The sequence below is a fragment of the Solidesulfovibrio fructosivorans JJ] genome (assembly GCF_000179555.1).
GTDB lineage: Bacteria > Desulfobacterota > Desulfovibrionia > Desulfovibrionales > Desulfovibrionaceae > Solidesulfovibrio > Solidesulfovibrio fructosivorans.
The window spans coordinates 193217-211200 of record NZ_AECZ01000004.1 but is presented as its reverse complement, the minus strand read 5'-3'; the positions used below and the strand labels follow the sequence as shown (position 1 = coordinate 211200).

Below are 17984 nucleotides of genomic sequence, written 5' to 3'. Positions count from 1 at the left end.
TTTTCAAAAAGGGTTCCCCCCGGTGGCCTTTTGTGAGACGGGCCTTCGTGGAGGAGGATATGCCGATGCCCAAAGCCGTCTGGATCGACGTTTCCGTTCCCTTGAGGACCGGGCTGCCCGCCTGGCCCGGCGATCCGCCGACCCGCGTCCGCCGCGTGCTGGACCTGGAGCGGGGCGACCCGTGCACGGTTTCCGCCCTGGACCTGTGCGCCCATGCCGGCACCCACCTGGACGCGCCGTCCCATTATTTGGCCGGGGGGAATACCCTGGACGACCTGCCCTTCGACGTGGTGATGGGTCCGGCCCGGGTCATCGCCATCACCGACCCGCGCGCCGTAACGCCCGAAGCGTTGCGCCGGCACCGCATCCGTCCCGGCCAGCGCATCCTTTTCAAGACGGCCAATTCCGAACGCTGCTGGGCCTCGCCGGATTTTGTGGAGGATTTCGTGGACCTCTCCCCCGAGGCGGCGGCCTACCTTGCCGCGCGGCGGGTGCGGCTCGTCGGCGTGGATTACCTATCCGTGTCGGACCATCGCGCCGACGCGGCCGCCATCCACCGTCCGCTGCTAGAGGCCGGCATCTGGATTCTCGAAGGGCTCGATCTGTCGCGCGTTTCTCCGGGGCCGGTGGAGCTGGTCTGCCTGCCGCTGCGGCTGGCCGGGGCCGAGGGCGCTCCGGCCAGGGCGCTGGTGCGTCCGACAAGCCGCCGTTCCTGATTTCCCTTTCCTGCGGCTTGCGCCGACAAGCCGCAACTTGACAACGCATGAAGGGAGCGGGATAGCGTCAGGGCCATTTTCATATTGTGCGACAAAGCGGGGGCGGGGTGTGGGCAAGAGGACGGACGCGGCATGATTGCCGCAAGTGATCAGGGCGGCCGCTGGACATGGATCCTGCTCGGCATCATTTTGTGTCTTGCGGCGTTCATCCGCCTGCATGATCTGGGTGTTCCCGAGTTGCAATGGGACGAACGGCTGGCCCTGCACCGGGCTTCCATGCCTGTCGCACAGCTCTTGGACAGCCTCGATAACCAGTCCGCCTCGGACGTTTCCCTGGACACGTCGCCTCCACTGCATCACCTGTGCATTCATTTCGCGAGACTATTGGGCGACAATGATTTCAACGTGCGCCTGCCGTCCGTGCTGTTCGGCCTGGCTTCGCTGTTGATGGTGTTTCTGGTCGGTCGGCAGTTCTTCGACGCCGAGTCCGGTCTTTGCGCCGCGCTGTACGGGGCCTTGCTGCAATTTCATGTGGCCTATTCCCGCTATATGCGCTGGTATGTCTTTTTCTATACATTTTCCCTGCTGTCGTTGTACTGTTACCGGCGACTCCTCGACAACAAAACCTGGCGCGCGGTTTTGGCCTATGCCGTGGCCACGGCGCTGATGCTCTACAGCTCCTACCTTGCCGCGCCCTTTGTCCTGGCCCAGATGCTTTTTACGGGTTTTTTGTGCCTGCCGGCCCTGACCGACCGCGCCGCCCGCGCCGAGGCCCGAAAGCTGCTTTTCGCCCACGGGGCCGGGCTGTGTCTGGCCGCGCTTTTCTACCTGCCCCAGGTCAAGGGCCAGCTCGTGGCCTATTACACGTTTTACCACAGCGGCGGCCACGCCTTCGATTTCTACCGCGTGGCCAAGGCGTTTCGGGAAATCACGCTCTATTTTCGGGATTCGGATTTCGCCGGCACCGGCGGGGTGGCCCTTTTCATGCTGGCCGGGCTGGTCTGGCGCTGGCGGGGGAAGGCCGGCCGGAATCTGGGGCTGTTCCTTGTCTGGTGCGCGGTGCCCACCCTGGCCGCCTTCGTCATCAATGTGCAGACCCAGATCACGGCCAAGTATCTGGTCGGGCTGCTCTATGCCGTGCTGCTTCTGGCCGGGGCCGGGGCCATGACGCTTTCCCGCGCCGTCATCGGCCAGGGGCTCGCTTCGGGAAGCCGCGCCTACCAGGCCCTGACCCTGGCCCTGGGGCTTGCCGGCATCCTCTTTATCAGCGGCCCGAACCTCCAGTACGCGGCCCTGTACCGGAGCTGGCAGCACAACGCCCAGCGCTGGGCCCGGTATCTGCTGTTGCACAAGCAGGATGCGGACTCCGTCATGTTCGCGTCCAACCGGGCCAAGAAGGTCATTTTGGAGCGGGAGCTCCACGGGGCCTACAGCTTTTTCGGCGACGTGGCCGGGCAGGGGTATCACAAGTTTTTTTATGTTATCGGCAAGGGCGACTTCGTGCCGCCGGGGCTGACCCTCGTGGAGGACATGCCCCAGGACGACGAGGTGGTGCTTTTTTACCGGGGCGGCGTGGTCGGCCAGGCCCCGCTGCTGGCCTCGCCGGGCGGTGCCGACGTCTATGCCGATGATTTCACCACGCTGCGGTTTTACGAAACCGTGTGGCAGGCCCACAACGTGGCCCCGGATTACCAGCTCCACGCCCTGTCGCAATTCAGCCTCGACGCGCCCGGCCGGGCCACCTGGAAGCTTGTATCGGCTCCCGGGGCGCGCTGTCGGTCCGTGGCCGTGCGCTTCGACGCGGTCATGCGCGGCAAGATTCGCGCCATGCGCCCCGATGCCCGGCTACGACTTTTGGCCGGCCAGGACCCGGATACGCTGACGCTGGTCGCGGACATCGATTACGCGAAATTCGTCGCGGCCAACCCGGCCTACGGCCAACCCGCAGCCACGGGAACGTCCAAGCTGCCCCTGGCCGCAAGCGTCCCCTGGCCGCGGCCGGACCAGCCGCTTTACGTGCGCCTGGAATTCGTGCCGGGCCATTACGCGGCTTCCATCGATCTGGAGCGTTTGTCTTTTCGCGTCGACGGCGAGGCCGGTGACACTCCCGGCGAGGCGGCGACGGCCGTGCTGCGCAACATCGCCGCCCACACGCGGCTTGCGCCCTGGAAAGCCGGGGAACAAACCCTCGGCGGCGAAGTCCTGCATGTCTTTTGCGCCGATGACGCCCGACATCCGCAAGGCGTGGGGCCGCTCTCCTGGCAGTCGGCCGCCGACAGGGAACGGTTCGTGGCCGCCCATCCCGGCCTGCCGCCGGTGGCGGTTCTTCGCGACCCGGACGGCGCGCCGGCCTTTTACCTCTACGACGCCCATCTCGCCGACGCGTCCCTGTCCTTGCCCCAGGGGCGGGAGGAAACGGCCGCCGTGGAGGCGACGACGCCCTGGCCCGTGCGCGGGTTGGCCTATACCGGCGCGACTTCCCGGCCGGTGGTGCGCCTGGGCGGGAAGACCCTGCCCATCCCCCTGTCCGTGCCGGCCGGGTCCCTGGTGGAGCTCAATCCCGGCGGCGAGGGCCTCGTCCACCTCTCGCCCCGGTTCACGCCCAAGGACTTCAACCTGTTCAACATGGTCCGCCGGGACAATCTCAACATCCTGGGCAACGCCCTGACCTGCCTGGAAGGCCGCCCCTGCCTGGCCGAATACGTTTTTGCCTCCGAACTTCCCATACGGGGCGTGCGGACCATGATCTACCCGGCCCTGCGCACGGATAAGCCCAATTATGCCCGGGTGTTCTACGGCATAAACGACATCGACGCCCGCCGCGTGTTCCTGGATTTTTCCGAACGCGGTCCGCTGGATATCTCTTCGACCTACGAGGGGGTGCTGCGGGAGGTGCGATTCGAGACGCCCGTGCACATCCTGTTCGTGGGCTGCGAATTGTCGGGGCCGGGCGCGTCCATCCGCTCCAACGCCAAATACCCCATGCGCATCGAGGTGTTGCTCGACGCCGCCGCCTTGCCGTCCATCGCCGCCGAGGCCTCGTCCACGACCATTGGCCAGCGATCCGAAACGGGCCAGCCCATGCGGCTGTGGCTGTCCGGGAAGCCGCTTCCCCTTCGCGAGGCCTGGGAGACCCGCTAGCCCCGGCCGGGGAGGGCGGGGCGATTTTTCCCGCCTCAGCCCGCGACCCGGTTGCGGCCCGTCTCCTTGGCCCGGTACAGGGCGGCGTCGGCCCGGGCGACCAGCGCATGGGCGGACTCGTCGGCGTCGAGCATGGCCAGGCCGAAGCTGCACGTCACTTTTCCCGCCGCCGGGAAGGCATGGGCCTCCACTGCCGCGCGCAACCGTTCGGCCAGAAGTCGCCCCTGCTCCATGTCCGTCTCGGGCGCGACGACCAGAAATTCCTCTCCGCCGTAGCGCCCCAGGATGTCGTGGCCGCGCACGAGCCCGGACACGAGCCCGGTCAGTGCCGCCAGCACCGCGTCCCCGGCCTGATGGCCAAGGCTGTCGTTGACGTCCTTGAAGTGGTCGATGTCGAACATGATGACGCAAAGGGGCTTGGCGTTTCGCGCCGCCCGGTTCCGTTCGCGGGCCAGGGCCTCGTCGATGCCGGCCCGGTTGGCGATGCCGGTCAGGGCGTCGGTGGTGGCCCGGGTGATGAGCTGGCGGCGCTCCTCGGCCAGGGGCGTGATGTCGGTGAAGGTCAGGATGCGGCGGTCGAGTTCCGGAAAGGCGGCCGAGGACACGAGGAAGGTGCGCTCCTGGCCGGGTTCGGCGGGCAGGAGCGAGAAGACCGCCTGATGCGTGACGTCCGGCCGGGCGTCGATGCGGCCGGCCCAGTCGAAATCCGCGGCTTCGTGGCGGCGGCCGTCGAGTTCCAGCACCCGGCCGGCATGCCGCCCCTCCTTGAGGGCCGGCAGGTCCGCCGCGCCGAGGAAATCCAGAAAGGTCCGGTTGACGTAGTCCACCTCGCCGCCGTCGAGGGTCAGGATGAAGTTGGGGTTGATGTCCAGGGTGAACTGGAAAAGCCGGGCCCGGGCGGAAGCGGCCCGGGTTTCCAGCTGGCCGGCGGCGAGTCTGACGAGCCGTGCGAGGAGTTTGTCGGCGTCCACCGGTTTGACCACGTAGCCGTCGATGCCGATGTCGATGGAGCGCAGGAAGAATTCCGTGTCGCTGTGGGCGGTGACCAGCACCACCGGCACGTCGGGGGCCTCTTTCTTGATGTTCGCGGCCATGTCCAGGCCGTCCATCCGGGGCATGCTGATGTCGGTGACCACGATGTCTGGGCGCTCGCGGCGAAAGGCTTCGAGTCCATCGACCCCGTCGCCGGCCGTGGTCAGCTTCGCGGCGAAGCGCGACAGCAAAAGCCCCATCTGCTCCCGGGCGAGCGCCTCGTCCTCCACGACCAGGAGATGGAGCTTGGACAGGGGACGGTATTTTTTCTTGGACGGTTTCATCATGGTCGGGAGTTTCCTCAGGAGGCTTGGGGCGTTGACGCGGCGGCGGGGCTGGCGGCCCCTTTCGGCTGATCGAGGGGAATGCGGATGGTCAGGCGCGCCCCGTCGCGGACGTTTCGCGCCGTGAGCCGGCCGTTTAAGTGGTCCTCAACGATGGTCTTGGACATGTAGAGCCCGAGCCCCGTGCCGTCCGTGTCGGTCTTGGTGGTGAAGTAGGGGTCGAAGACGCGCTCCTGGATGGCCTCCGGGATGCCGCCGCCGTTGTCCGTGATGTGGATGACGGCCTGGCCTTGGCGGGCCATGACCCGGATGGCGATGACCCCGCCACGTTGCCGGGTGGTCAGGATGGAATCCTTGGCGTTGCTGAGCAGGTTGAGCACGACCTGGGAGAATTCGCCGTGGAAGCCCAGGACCCGGGGATTGTGCCGGGCCGTGAAACGCACGGCCACGCCGTGCTGGGCCAGGCTCGCCTCGATAAGAAGCAGGGCGTCGCTTATGGCCGTCACCACGAGGAAGGGTTCGCGCTGCTTGTCGGGTTTGAAGAAATTGCGGAAGTCGTCGATGGTCGAGGACATCTTGCGCAGGATCTCGCCGGCCTGGCGGTGTGCGGCGATGAGGCTTGCGGTGTCGCCCTCGCAGACGTTCTCGTATTCGAAACGCATGTTGGCCAGGAGGATGGACAGGGCGTTTAGGGGTTGCCGCCACTGGTGGGCGATGTTGCCGATCATCTCGCCCATGGCCGCAAGCCTGGTCTGGTTGAGGAGCAGAATGTCCTTTTGCCGGTTTTTTTCGGTTTCCTCGTTCACCCGCCGGGAGAGGTCGCGGTTGAGCGCCGATATTTCCGATTGCCGGGCGGCCAGGGCGGCCAGCACCCGCCTGCGCTCCGTGACGTCGCGCACGTTGGCCAGGATGACGTCGCGTTCGGGCAATTTTAACCGCCGCAGGTAGACCTCAACGTAAAAGACGCTGCCGTCGTGGGGGCGGCGGGCCTTCCATTCGAAAAAACGCTCCTCGCCGGACATGACCTCCCGCCAGTAGTCGAGGATTCTCCCGGGGGGATTGTCCGGGGCGGAGTAGTCGTTCTCGATGGAGAAACGGAAGGCTTCCTCGCGGCGCACGCCGTAGAGCTCGAGCATCTTGTCGTTGCAGTCCAGGATGACGCCGTCCGCGTCGTGCAGGAAAATGGCGTCGTAGGTGCTGTTGAAGACTTTGCGGAAGCGCTCCTCGGAGGCCGCCAGCGCCTGCCCAGCCGCCCGGCGTTCGGAGATGTCGCGGAAAAAGCCCAGGATGGCCGGCCGGCCGCCGTAGGTAATGGGCTGGGCCGCGATGTCCGCGTAAAAGACGTGCCCGGCCTTGCGGCTGCAGGGGATGGCTTCCATGAGGTGCAGCCTGCCGGCATTGATTTCGCGAAACCGCGTGATCGAGCGTTCCCGTTCGTCTTCCGGATGCAGGTCCCAGGGCGACAGGGCCGTCAATTGCTGCGGCTTGTAATCGAACATGCGGCAGGCGGCGGCGTTGACCCGCACGATTCTCTGGTCGACCGCATCGGCGATGATCAGCCCGTCGGAGGTCTCGTTGTAGATGGCCTCCAGCTCTTCGTTGGATTCCCGCAGCCGGGACAGAGCGTCCCGATAGGCGGTGATGTCGCGGGAGAGGATCACAAGCCCCTTGGGCCGGCCGTCGTCGTGAAAAAGCGGAGCCTTGATCACGTCGAAATGCCGGGTATTGCCGTCGGCGCCGGTCAGGGACAGGCCGAAAACACTGACCTCCCGGGTGGCCCAGGCGTGCGCGTCGGTCACGGCCGCGGCGGCCAACGCCTGCCGGTCACCGGAGCTGCTGGCGGCCAGGGACGCGTCCGTCTGCCCCTTCCAGGAAACGCCGCCCAGCCCGAAAACCTCGATCTGGGCCGGGTTGGCCACGATCCAGCGGCCGTCGGCGTCCTTGAAGCAGACCGGGTCTGGCATGGCGTCGAGCAGCGAGCGCAGGCGCTGTTCGCTGGCGGCCAGCTCCCGGGCGGCGCGGCGGCGTTCGGAGGTCTCCAGGGCCAGGGACAGGGTGTCGGCCAGGGAACCGGCAAAGGCCTGCTCGTCGTCGGCGAAACGTCGCGGGTTGCCGACGTGGCGCAGGGAGAGCACCCCGGCCAGGCGGCCAGAGAAGCGAAAGGGCGCGTCGAGCAGCGAGGCGATGCCGCGCTCTTCGAGAAAGCTTTCGGCCAGGTCCCGCGTCAGGGGCGAGGCGGCCGCGTTTTCGGCCACGATGACCCGCTCGTGGGCGATGGCCTCGAAGTAGTCCGGATAATCGGCCCGGGAAAGTTCGACCCCCGTGTCCGCCTGTCCCGATCCGCTGCCGAGCAGGCACAGCAGGCGCTCCCGGTCGGGGGAGAGGACCCAGATGCCGGACCGGGCCACGCCGAGCACGCTCATGGCGCGCGTGAGCAGCGTGGCGGCGAAGGACTTGAATTCGCCGGACTCCAGGGCCTCGAGGCTGCTCAACTCGAAAATGGCCTGGGCCTGGGCCCCCAGGCGCACCAGCCGGTTGTTGAGGTCCTGCTCGCGCAGGCCGATTTCCCGGAAGAGCAGGTCGTAGGGGCGGCTTATGCCCGTGACCACGATGGCCTGGCAGCTGAGGGCATAGCCCAGCACCTTGGTCGCATGGCCGATGACGCGCGGCCAGAGGGCGTCTCCCGGCCAGGCGAAGGCCGCGTCGGAAAGGGCCAGGCAGGCCGTGGCCCCGAGCAGCAGCCGCACCACGGGGGTGGCCAGCCGGTCGCGGTAGCGAAGGAGCCCAAGGCCCGCTCCGATGAAAAGCAGCGACGGCGGCAGGCGGTCCAACGGCGCGTCCGGGAATAGCGTGGCATGCGGCCCGGTAGCCCCGGGCATGGTCGCCAGGGCGGCGAAGGCCAGCATCAGGAGCAGGTTGAGGCCGAGGACCAGGGCCTGGGGGTAGCCGGCGGCGGTTTTGGTCCGTCCCAGCATCCAGGCCCCGACGCAAAGCGACAGGGCAAAGGCGATGTGGGAGCCGGTCCAAACGGCGCCGGCGAGCCCCGGCGGCAGCGGCAGGCGGGTCAGGCCGGCGGTCAGCAGCAAATAGGCGGTGTCGAAGCCGGCGGCGATCAGGAAGGCCAGCCCGATGACCAGGAAAAAGGCGTGCTCGACAAAGGCCCTGGCGTTCCAGATGACCAGAAAGGCGGCCACCCCCGCGATGATGCAGGTCATCTCCGACAGGACGTGGAAAAGCGGCAGGTCGAAGAAGGCAATGGCGCAAAGCGCGGCGACGGCCAGGGCCATGGAGACCCGCCCTCCGGCCGGAAAGGCGGGCGATGCGCCGGGCGTGGCGGTTCTTCTCATGCGGTTTGGACGGGGAAGGGGGATTCGAGGCGGTTCACAAGGACTCCGTGCGGGACGGCCCGGACAGGCGCGCCGTCTGTACAGGTTTTCAACATGTACGATTGCGCCGTTGCCGCGTCAAGGCCGCCGCCTGGACCGTCACGGCCGAATTGACATGGGGTGGCGGCGGCGTTACTGCGCCTGCGATCGGGATTTCCCGGCCGGGCGTCCGGAGCGGGAAAAAACGCCGAGACGACAGGAGGCTGGCGGGATGGACCGGTTTTCCGTTCGGGGTATGTCCCTTGTCCTGGCCCTGTGGTTTCTGGCCGCCTGCTTCGGGGGCTGCGCCAGAAAGGCCTTGCCGCCGGCTCCCGTCGCGCCCCTTCCTTCGGCCGCCGAACGTCTGGCCGCCGGGAAAAAGGCCTTTGCCGCCGGGAAGTTTCAAGCCGCCCTGCCGGATCTGGCCGCCGCCGCCGGGCAGGCCCCGGATCTGGCCGAGGCCCATTTCTACCTGGGCCTTTGCGCCGCCAAGACCGGTGACGCAAAGCGCGCAGCGACCGAGCTTTCGCGAGCGGCCGCGGCCGATGCCGCCGACCCGCGCCCCCTCGAAGCCCTGGGCATCTTGCAATACGAGGCCGGGCGGCGCCAGGCGGCGCTCGCCTCCCTGGACGCGGCCATCGGCCGGGGCTCGAAAAGCGCCCAAGTCTATTATTACCGGGCCAATCTGGCCATGGCCACCGGCGATTGCCGCCATGCCCTGGCCGCCTATCGCCGGGCCATGCTCCTCGATCCGTCCTTTGCCGCCGCCGGGGTGGAATATCAAAGCGCCCGCATGGCCTGCGCCAGGGCCGAGACGCCGCCAAAAGTCCCGGCTCCCTTCACGCCCAAACCCCTCCCCAGGTCCAAACCCGCTTCCGACCACAAGGCCGTTCCCGCGTCCAGGCCGGCTCCCGCCGCCAAGTCCGTCCCCGCCACCTCGGCGGTGGCGCATCCGGCCCCGGCCGAGCCCCTGTCTCCGACTCCGACGACAGGCCGACCCACGACGGAAAACCCGTCGCCGGCCACGCCCTAGCGGCTACTTAGAGCTTTTCCAGGCGCACGTCCTCCATGGGACGGCCGAGGAAGAGTTCGCCGATTTCCCGGAATTTTCGCGGCATGTCCGTGACGTGGAACACGTGGCGCGGCGTGTCCGGCCCCTTCGGCGCGGCCAGGCCCAGGTAGCCCAGCACGGCGGCGGCGCGTTCGGCCACGGCCGTGGCCGAATCCTGCAGGCGCACGTCCGGTCCGGCCACCTCGGCCAAAAGCGGGGCCAGAAGCGGATAGTGGGTGCAGCCGAGAATGAGCGTGTCGAGATTTTCGGCCAGAAGCGGCGTCAGGTATTCCTCGGCCACCAGCCGCGTGGCCGGGTGGGCCAGCCAGCCTTCCTCGACCAGGGGCACGAACAGCGGACAGGCCTTCGAGGCGGTGAAGACCTCCGGACCGCCCAGGGCGGCCAGGGCCGATTCGTAGGCCCGGCTGGCGATGGTCGAGGGCGTGGCGATGATCCCGATGCGCTTGGTCCTGGTCGCGGCCAGGGCGCTCGCCGCTCCGGCCGAGATGACTTCGAGGACCGGGGCCGGGGACAGGGCGGTGATGGCCGGCAGGGCCACGGCGGCCATGGTGTTGCAGGCGACGATCAGGAGCTTGACGTTTTTGGCCAAAAGAAAATTCGTGATCTGGCCGGCGTAGCGGGCCACCGTGTCCGGGGATTTGACGCCGTATGGCACGCGGGCGGTGTCGCCGAAATAGACGATGGACTCGCTCGGCAGGCGGTCCATGACGGCCCGGGCGACCGTGAGGCCGCCGACGCCGGAGTCGAAGATGCCGATGGGGCAGGAGCTGTCGCAGTGCACAACGAAGCCTTTATGCGCGGATTCGGCGCGGCGCGCCACGCCTTGCGCTGGGGTCGAGCTAAACCCCCGTTCCCCCCCCACGTCAAGGATTTTCCTCCGATGCCGCACCTGCTTGTTGGAAGCCGCCTATGCTATGCGCCGCCGGTTTTCCCGCCGGCCGGAGAGCGGCTTCGCCTCATGGAACAATCGCGTGTCCTTGAGGGGAAAGCGCCGTCGCCCCTAGGCGTTGGCGATGTTGCGCGTGGCGTCGATCCGGTGGCTGGTCAGCAAAAAGCACAGCCCGATGCCGACAAGACAGCAGCCGGCATTGCACAGGAACAAATCCGCATACCCGACGCGCTGCATGACCCAGGCCCCGTAGACCGGTCCCAGGAAATTGCCGATCTGCAGGGACAGCATCATCAGGTTGGAATTGACCGCCTTGAAGCGCGGCGACGAGATGGTGAACATCAGTCCGTAGAGCGCCGGCGAGATGACCCCCATGCCGATGCCCATGAGCAGCGACGAGGCGTACAGCCCGACCAGGCTGTAGGACACGGCCATGAGCGCGAAACTGGCCGAGGAGACGAGGAAGCTGAAGATGATCAGCCGCACCTTGTGGACCTTGTCGAAGAGCCTGTTGCCGAGCAGGCGGATGATGATCATGCAAAACATCTGGATGGTGAAATACGAGCCCACGGAGTGAAATCCCCGGGAGCGGAACAGCCCCTGGGCCATGAAGAAAAGCGAGGCGAAGGTGATGATGTAGATGCCGTTGAGCAAAAGCACCAACCCGATGCGGGGGGTAAGCGCGTTGCGGTACATCTCGCCAAGCGACATGGCCGGCTGGGACGCGTCGCCGTGTCTCGCCCGGCGCTGCCGCCGGCTGATGACGGCGATCATGGCCAGCCCGGGCACGAGCAGCAGGGACATGTCGCGATACGTGTACGCCACCGACGGCAGGTGGGGCGTGACGACGTCGCACACGGACGGGACCAGGGAATAGGGCAAAAGCAGGGCGATGGAATAGAGGCTGAAGGCCTGGCCGCTGTGCTCCGGGGCGATGCGCGAGACCATGAGCGTCATGCAGCCGGCGGAAAGCAGATACACGGCCGCGCCGTTGGCCAGTCGCACGAGCAGGAGGCTCGCGACGCCGTGGGCGTACAGGTAGCTTATGCCGCAGCCGATCATGATCAGCGCCCCGGCCAGGGCGCAGGGAATGGCGTTTTTGACGGTCAGATAGGGGCTGGCGAACAGGAAAAAAGCGATGGTGGAAAGCGACGAGCAGCCGATGAGGAAGCCGCGCCAGTTGGCGGGAATGTCTATTTCCTGGAGATAGAGGTAGAGATTGTAGAAGACCGTGATGTTGCAGTAGGCCAGGAAGATGAGCAGACAGATGCAGATGAAATCGATGGTCAGAAGTTTTGTTTGCTGGGACATGGCGACAAGGCTTCGTTTGTTTCTTGGGGTTGGAGCAGGCCGTTTTTCACGAATCTGGCCACGACACGACTGATGGTTTCGATATCCTCTGGCGAATAGGCATCCTTTTCGATGAACCGCAAAAAGGTGTTCCGGTTGCGCTGAAAGGCGCTGGTCATGATGAAAAGGGAAAAGGCCAGCACCTTGTTTTCCGGGGACGCCTGTGACTTTCCGTTGATTTCGCTTGCCAGCGCCGCCAGGGCCGTAAGCGTCGGCTCGATGGTGCTTTCGTAGATGACGTCGAAAAAGGGGGTCGGGGTGATGAATTCGCGTTGCAGCAAAAGCGTCATCCAGCGTGAGCGGTTGGACGTCAAAAGCCGGGTGATGAGGTCGGTGACGATGCGCTTTGCCCTGTCCCCGGCCTCCTCGCCGCCGGCCGCGCTTTGGGCCGTGGCCTCGGCGATGGCGGCCTGGTGCAGCCGGGCCAGCTCGCCGGACACGTGTTCGATGACCGCCCGGTAGAGCCCTTCCTTGCCGGAAAAGTGGAAGGCGATGGAGGCGATGTTGGTCTTGGCGGCGGCCGCCACTTCCCTTGTGCCGACGCCGGCGTAGCCGTGCTGCGCGAAAAGCCGCAGCGCTTCCGCCAGAAGTCTTTCCCGGGTCTGGCGGCCCTTGGCGAGGCGTTTGTCGTTTTTTTCGGGTGCCTGGGGCATGGCGCGATCCTTGGCCTTGCCCGGCTGTGGCAAGGTGCGGGGAGATATGCGCCCACGCGGCAACATTGTCAATCGATCGATTGATAATGTTAAAGGAAAGGCCTGTCGGACGGCCCGGCCGGGCCGTCGTGGGGAGTGGGGTGGGGCGTCGGGCGGCGGCGGACTCGGTTGGCGGCGTCTTTTTAAACAAATTATCTTTTGTAAAAACAAATGATCAGATGTTTTGAGCGCAAGGATTGGAAGTGTCTGTGTCGCGTCCTGATTTGAAATATCCTGTTATTATTATATATTTATTTTGAATTGATGGACATTTTTGTGAAAACAGCCGCTTTTGCCGCCAAACGCGCGCAACGGGCGGGTCACGAATTCTGAAAAGGCCGTTGACACATTTGTTTTACAATTGTATTGGAAGAGACACAAAGATCACACATCGCCAACACCCCGAGCGCCAACAGGCCGGAGGCTCCCATGACCGGGTTCGACGAAGAGGAAAACCAGCTGATCTCACGGGTCGCCTGGCTCTATTTCCACGAAGAGCTCACCCAGGGGGACATCGGCGAACGCCTCGGGCTCACGCGCCTCAAGGTCAACCGCCTGCTTCAGGCCGGACGCGAGGCCGGGCTGATCCGGGTCGTCATCAACACCGCCTTTCGCGACTGCGTCGCCCTGGAAGCCGACCTCGTCCGCGAGTTCGGCCTGACCCGCGCCATCGTCGTGCCGACCCCCGAGCGCGCCGGACAACATTACTACGAAACCATCGGCCGCCCGGCCGGCGAATACGCCTCCCGCGAGCTGGCCGACGGCCAGCGCCTGGGCGTCGGCTGGGGCAACACCATGCGCGCGGCCATAAACGGCCTGGTCATTCGCGCCGTGCGCGGCCTTTCCGTCACCTCCCTCTACGGCGGCGTGCCCAGAAGCCCGGTCAATCCCTTCGATTCCACGGCCATGTTCGCCAGAAAGCTCTCGGCCGAGGTCTGCAACCACCTGCCCGCGCCCATGTTCGTTTCCACCCCGGACGTGCGCGAGACCATCGCCGCCCAGCCCTTTTTCCGCACCTTTTACAAGGAAGCCCTGGACGTGGACATGATCCTCACCGCCGTTGGCGACATGACCGCCCAGGCCACCAACATCGCGCTGGGGGCCATCAGCCTGGACCAGCGCCGCGATCTGGCCCGGGCCGGCGCGGTGGGGGAATTTTTCGGCCGCTTTCTCGACGCCGACGGCAACGTGCTGGACCACGGCATCAACCAGTGCAGCATGTCTCCGGATTTCGCGGGGCTGTGCAAGGTGCCCCGCATCATTCTCGTCTCCGGCGGCATGGCCAAGGTGCCCATTTTGCAAGCCGTGCTGCGTCGCGGCTATGCGCATGCCTTTGTTACGGACGCGAGCACGGCCCGCAGTCTGCTCAACCCTTAAAGCCAAGGCGGAGCCATGGACAGACAGGAACAGCTCGCCCGTCTGCAGGACGGGGAAACTTTCGACCTTCTCGTGATCGGCGGCGGAGCCACCGGCTGCGGCATCGCCCTGGACGCGGCCACCCGGGGCCTTCGCGTCGCCCTGGTGGAGCGCGACGACTTCGCCCAGGGCACCAGCAGCAAGAGCACCAAGCTGGTGCACGGCGGCGTGCGCTACCTGGAAAAGGCCATCCTCAAGTGCGACCGGGAGCAGTTCAACCTCGTGCGCGAGGGGCTGCGCGAGCGCGGCCGGCTGCTCAAAAACGCCCCCCACCTGGCCCATGCCATCCGCCTCATGACCCCGGTCAAAACCTGGTTTCAGGCCGCCTACATCTTCGCCGGCCTGGTGCTCTACGATCTCCTGGCCGGCCGGCTCTCCCTGGGGCACAGCCGCGTCGTCACCAGGCGCAAGGCGAAAAAGCTCTTTCCCCAGCTCAACCTCGACGACTACAAGGCCGCGGTCATCTACGCCGACGGCCAGTTCAACGACGCGCGCATGGCCGTGACCCTGGCCCGGACCGCCGCCGCCTACGGGGCCGTGTGCGCCAACCACGTGGAAGTGACCGGGCTCGTCAAGGAAAACGGCCGCATCCGCGGCGCGAACCTGCGCGACCGCCAAAGCGGCCGCGCCTGGACCGTGGCCGCCAAGGGCGTGATCAACGCCACCGGCCCCTTTGCCGACGCCATCAGGCGCATGGACGACCCTGATGCGCCGGGCATGCTCAAGGTCAGCTCCGGCATCCATATCCTGCTTGAGTCCGGCACCGTCCCCGACGACCTGTCGCTCATGATTCCGCGCACCGAGGACGGCCGCGTGCTTTTTATGATCCCCTGGCAGGGCCACGTCCTTTTCGGCACCACCGATGAACCGGCGGACATCACGGTCGATCCGGCCCCGGATTGCAAGGACGTGGACTACCTGCTGCGCTACGCCAGCGCCTATCTGCGCAAGCCCGTGACCGGCCGGGACGTCCTGGCCGTGTGGAACGGCCTGCGGCCGCTGGTCTTCGATCCCAAGAAGGGGAGCACCCAGGAGCTGGCCCGCACCCACGTCCTGACCGAGAGCCCGTCCGGGCTTTTGACCATGGCCGGCGGCAAGTGGACGAGCTACCGCGCCATGGCCGAGGACGCCGTGGACGCGGCCTGCGCCGCCTTCGGCCTTGGCGAAGGCCGCCCCTGCGTCACCCGCGAGCTGCGCCTGATCGGTTCGCGGGCCTACTATCCCGAGGCCTGGCGGGATCTGGCCGCCCGCGAAAACATCGCCGAGGAGCTGGCCCGCTCATTGTACTCCCTCTACGGCGATGAGGCCGGAACGGTGCTGGCTCTTGGCCGCGAACTTGATCTCTTGACGCCCATTCATCCGGAGCATCCCTATATCGGCGCGGAAGTGGCCTTTGCCGTGCGCCGGGAGATGGCGGTGCGCCTTGGCGACGTGTTGCTGCGGCGACTGCCTCTTGGACTTGTGGACATGCGCCATGCCGAGGAAGCGGCCCCGGTCGTGGCGGCGATCATGGGGCGGGAACTCGGCTGGGACGAGGACCGTCGCGTCCGTGAAGTGGAGAGCGCCCGCCGGCTGCTTGCGACCTGGTTTTCCGGGCAGGATGCGTCGCAGGCCGGTTCGGCGGACACATTGGCGGAGGAAGGCCTGGGCAAACAGCCCTGTTCCCGCCCGGAAGGGGACGGGCCAACGGTCGAAGCGCTGTAAGAGGGGTATTCCATGAACGAGTCGTCACTTGGCAAGGAGATGTTCTCCGAATTCCTGGGGACCATGATCCTCATCATATTCGGAGCCGGATGCGTGGCCATGAAGGTCTTTTTCGGCGAAGCGCTGAACATATCATGGGATACGATCACCTTCGGTTGGGGATTGGGCGTCTTTTTCGGGGTGCTGGCCAGCCTGCGCTCCGGCGCGCACATCAACCCCGCCGTGACTCTGGCCCTGGCCGCCACCGGCCGCTTCCCCTGGGGCAAGGTGCTGCCCTACACCCTGGCCCAGACCGCCGGCGGCTTTCTCGGCGCGGCCATCGTGTTCCTTGATTTCAAGGCCAAATGGCTCATGGCCGACCCGACGCTGGTCAAAACGGCCGGCATCTTCTGCACCTTCCCGGCCGTGCCCGGGTTCTGGCCGGGCTTTATCGACCAGATCATCGGCACCGCCGTGCTCATGTTCGGCATCCTTTCCATCGGCGACTTCGGCGCCAAGAACAAAGTGCCCTGGATCGGCCCCGTGGCCGTGGCCATGCTGGTCATGGCCATCGGCATGAGCCTCGGGGCCATGAACGGATACGCCATCAACCCGGCCCGCGACTTCGGCCCGCGCTTTTTCGCCCTGCTGGCCGGCTTCACCCAACCGAACCTGATGGATGTGAGCATCGTGCTCGTGCCCATCCTCGGACCCCTCGTCGGCGGCCCGCTTGGTGCGCTTGTCTACGACAGGACCACCGGAGCGCTCAACAAGGACCCCAATGCCGATTTTTGCGAAGACGGCGCGCAGGAATGTGAGGAGTGTAGATCATGAGCAAGTACATTCTGGCCCTTGACCAGGGCACGACCAGTTCCCGGGCCATCCTTTTCACCCGCGAAGGCGACATCAAGCAGATCGCGCAAAAGGAGTTCACCCAGATTTATCCCCAGCCGGGTTGGGTGGAGCACAACGCCAACGAAATCTTCGACACCCAGTCCTTCGTCATGGGCGAATGCCTGAGCCAGGCCGATGCCGACGCCTCGGATGTGGCGGCCATCGGCATCACCAACCAGCGCGAGACCACCGTGGTTTGGGAAAAGGCCACCGGCTCCCCCATCCACAACGCCATCGTCTGGCAGGACCGCCGCACGGCCGGCTTTTGCGACGAGCTCAAAAAACGCGGCCTGGAAGACACCTTCCGCTCCAAAACCGGCCTGGTCATCGACGCCTATTTCGCCGGCACCAAGATCCGCTGGATGCTCGACAACGTCCCCGGAGCCCGGGCCAAGGCCGAAAAGGGCGAACTGCTCTTCGGCACCATCGATTCCTGGCTCATCTGGAACCTGACCAAGGGCGCGGTCCACGTCACCGACACGTCCAACGCCAGCCGGACCCTGCTCTACAACATCCATACCGGCCAGTGGGACGACGAGCTGCTCGATATCATGGGCGTGCCCCGCTCCATGCTGCCCCGCGTGAGCCAGTCCTCGGAAGTGGTCGGCGAGGTGCATCCCGAGTTTCTGGGCCGGGCTCTGCCCATCGCCGGCATCGCCGGCGACCAGCAGGCCGCCACCTACGGCAACGCCTGCCTGCACGAGGGCATGGCCAAAAACACCTACGGCACCGGCTGCTTCATGCTCATGAACACCGGCACCACCCCCCGCCCCAGCACCAACAACCTCCTGACCACCGTGGCCTGGGGCACGCCGTCGGGGCGGTATTACGCCCTGGAAGGCAGCGTGTTCATCGCCGGCGCGGTGGTGCAGTGGCTGCGCGACGGCCTTGGCATCATCAAAAGCGCCCCCGAGGTGGAACAGCTCGCCCTGTCCGTGCCGGACAACGGCGGCGTCTTTCTGGTGCCGGCTTTTGTCGGCCTTGGCGCGCCCCATTGGGACCAGTACGCCCGCGGCACCATGGTCGGCATCACCCGCGGCACGACCAAGGCCCATATCGCCCGGGCGGCCATCGAATCCATCGCCCTCCAGACCTACGACATCATGGGCTGCATGCAAAAGGACGCCGGCATCAAGCTGGAGACCCTGCGTGCCGACGGTGGGGCCACCCGCAACAACCTGCTCATGCAGTGCCAGGCAAACGTGCTGGGCGTGCCTGTCGAGCGGCCCAGGGTGACCGAGACCACGGCCCTTGGCGCGGCCTATCTGGCCGGCCTGGCCGTCGGCTTCTGGCAAAGCGAGGACGAAATCGCCGCCATGTGGCAGCTCGACCGCCGCTTCGAGCCGAACAAGTCCCCGGCCGAGCGGGAAAAGCTGATCCACGGCTGGCAGCGGGCCGTGGAACGCTGCAAGAACTGGGTGGAAGCCTAGCAGACACGCACCCGTGCCGG

General features: G+C 66.2%; 12 protein-coding genes. 7 read left to right on the top strand and 5 right to left on the bottom strand.

Translation table 11 applies throughout. The annotated features are described in order from the left end of the window. Positions 1 to 59 precede the first annotated feature (59 nt). Together DESFRDRAFT_RS04650 and DESFRDRAFT_RS04645 are read left to right on the top strand one after the other, a co-directional pair. The gene (locus DESFRDRAFT_RS04650; RefSeq protein ID WP_199533107.1) at positions 60 to 716 is read left to right on the top strand and encodes a cyclase family protein; all 657 of its coding nucleotides are present in this window, start codon (positions 60 to 62) and stop codon (positions 714 to 716) included. 132 nt (positions 717 to 848) lie between these two features. Next, positions 849 to 3857 (top strand): glycosyltransferase family 39 protein, encoded by a 3009-nt coding sequence (locus DESFRDRAFT_RS04645; protein ID WP_005991616.1) that lies wholly within the window; start codon positions 849 to 851, stop codon positions 3855 to 3857. Positions 3858 to 3892: 35 nt separating this feature from the next. Here the strand turns inward: DESFRDRAFT_RS04645 and DESFRDRAFT_RS04640 are convergent, their stop codons facing one another. Both DESFRDRAFT_RS04640 and DESFRDRAFT_RS04635 read right to left on the bottom strand, forming a co-directional pair. After that, positions 3893 to 5176 (bottom strand): GGDEF domain-containing response regulator, encoded by a 1284-nt coding sequence (locus DESFRDRAFT_RS04640; RefSeq protein WP_005991614.1) that lies wholly within the window; start codon positions 5174 to 5176, stop codon positions 3893 to 3895. A gap of 14 nt (positions 5177 to 5190) precedes the next feature. Beyond that, positions 5191 to 8460 carry a PAS domain S-box protein gene (locus tag DESFRDRAFT_RS04635; protein WP_005991612.1) on the bottom strand — a complete coding sequence of 1090 codons (3270 nt, stop codon included), beginning with the start codon at positions 8458 to 8460 and terminating at the stop codon, positions 5191 to 5193. 310 nt (positions 8461 to 8770) lie between these two features. Between DESFRDRAFT_RS04635 and DESFRDRAFT_RS04630 the strand changes: the two genes are divergently transcribed. Continuing rightward, the gene (locus tag DESFRDRAFT_RS04630; protein WP_005991609.1) at positions 8771 to 9571 is read left to right on the top strand and encodes a tetratricopeptide repeat protein; all 801 of its coding nucleotides are present in this window, start codon (positions 8771 to 8773) and stop codon (positions 9569 to 9571) included. Positions 9572 to 9578: 7 nt separating this feature from the next. Here the strand turns inward: DESFRDRAFT_RS04630 and murI are convergent, their stop codons facing one another. The 3 genes from murI to DESFRDRAFT_RS04615 all read right to left on the bottom strand — a co-directional run bounded on the left by murI (position 9579) and on the right by DESFRDRAFT_RS04615 (position 12502). Beyond that, complete coding sequence (gene murI / locus DESFRDRAFT_RS04625) at positions 9579 to 10430, bottom strand: glutamate racemase (RefSeq protein WP_233489557.1); 852 nt, start codon at positions 10428 to 10430, stop codon at positions 9579 to 9581. 180 nt (positions 10431 to 10610) lie between these two features. Beyond that, positions 10611 to 11810 (bottom strand): MFS transporter, encoded by a 1200-nt coding sequence (locus DESFRDRAFT_RS04620; RefSeq protein ID WP_005991605.1) that lies wholly within the window; start codon positions 11808 to 11810, stop codon positions 10611 to 10613. After that, complete coding sequence (locus DESFRDRAFT_RS04615; protein ID WP_005991603.1) at positions 11786 to 12502, bottom strand: CerR family C-terminal domain-containing protein; 717 nt, start codon at positions 12500 to 12502, stop codon at positions 11786 to 11788. The genes DESFRDRAFT_RS04620 and DESFRDRAFT_RS04615 overlap by 25 nt, the downstream gene beginning before the upstream one ends. Before the next feature lie 468 nt (positions 12503 to 12970). Here DESFRDRAFT_RS04615 and DESFRDRAFT_RS04610 point away from each other — a divergent pair, with 468 nt between their 5' ends. From DESFRDRAFT_RS04610 to glpK, 4 genes are read left to right on the top strand one after another with little or no spacing between them, the layout of a single operon-like run. After that, the gene (locus DESFRDRAFT_RS04610) at positions 12971 to 13918 is read left to right on the top strand and encodes a sugar-binding transcriptional regulator (RefSeq protein WP_005991601.1); all 948 of its coding nucleotides are present in this window, start codon (positions 12971 to 12973) and stop codon (positions 13916 to 13918) included. A gap of 15 nt (positions 13919 to 13933) precedes the next feature. Beyond that, the gene (locus DESFRDRAFT_RS04605) at positions 13934 to 15661 is read left to right on the top strand and encodes a glycerol-3-phosphate dehydrogenase/oxidase (RefSeq protein ID WP_005991600.1); all 1728 of its coding nucleotides are present in this window, start codon (positions 13934 to 13936) and stop codon (positions 15659 to 15661) included. Positions 15662 to 15673: 12 nt separating this feature from the next. Further along, complete coding sequence (locus DESFRDRAFT_RS04600; protein WP_005991599.1) at positions 15674 to 16474, top strand: MIP/aquaporin family protein; 801 nt, start codon at positions 15674 to 15676, stop codon at positions 16472 to 16474. Continuing rightward, positions 16471 to 17964 (top strand): glycerol kinase GlpK, encoded by a 1494-nt coding sequence (gene glpK, locus DESFRDRAFT_RS04595; RefSeq protein WP_005991598.1) that lies wholly within the window; start codon positions 16471 to 16473, stop codon positions 17962 to 17964. The genes DESFRDRAFT_RS04600 and glpK overlap by 4 nt, the downstream gene beginning before the upstream one ends. Positions 17965 to 17984 lie beyond the last annotated feature (20 nt).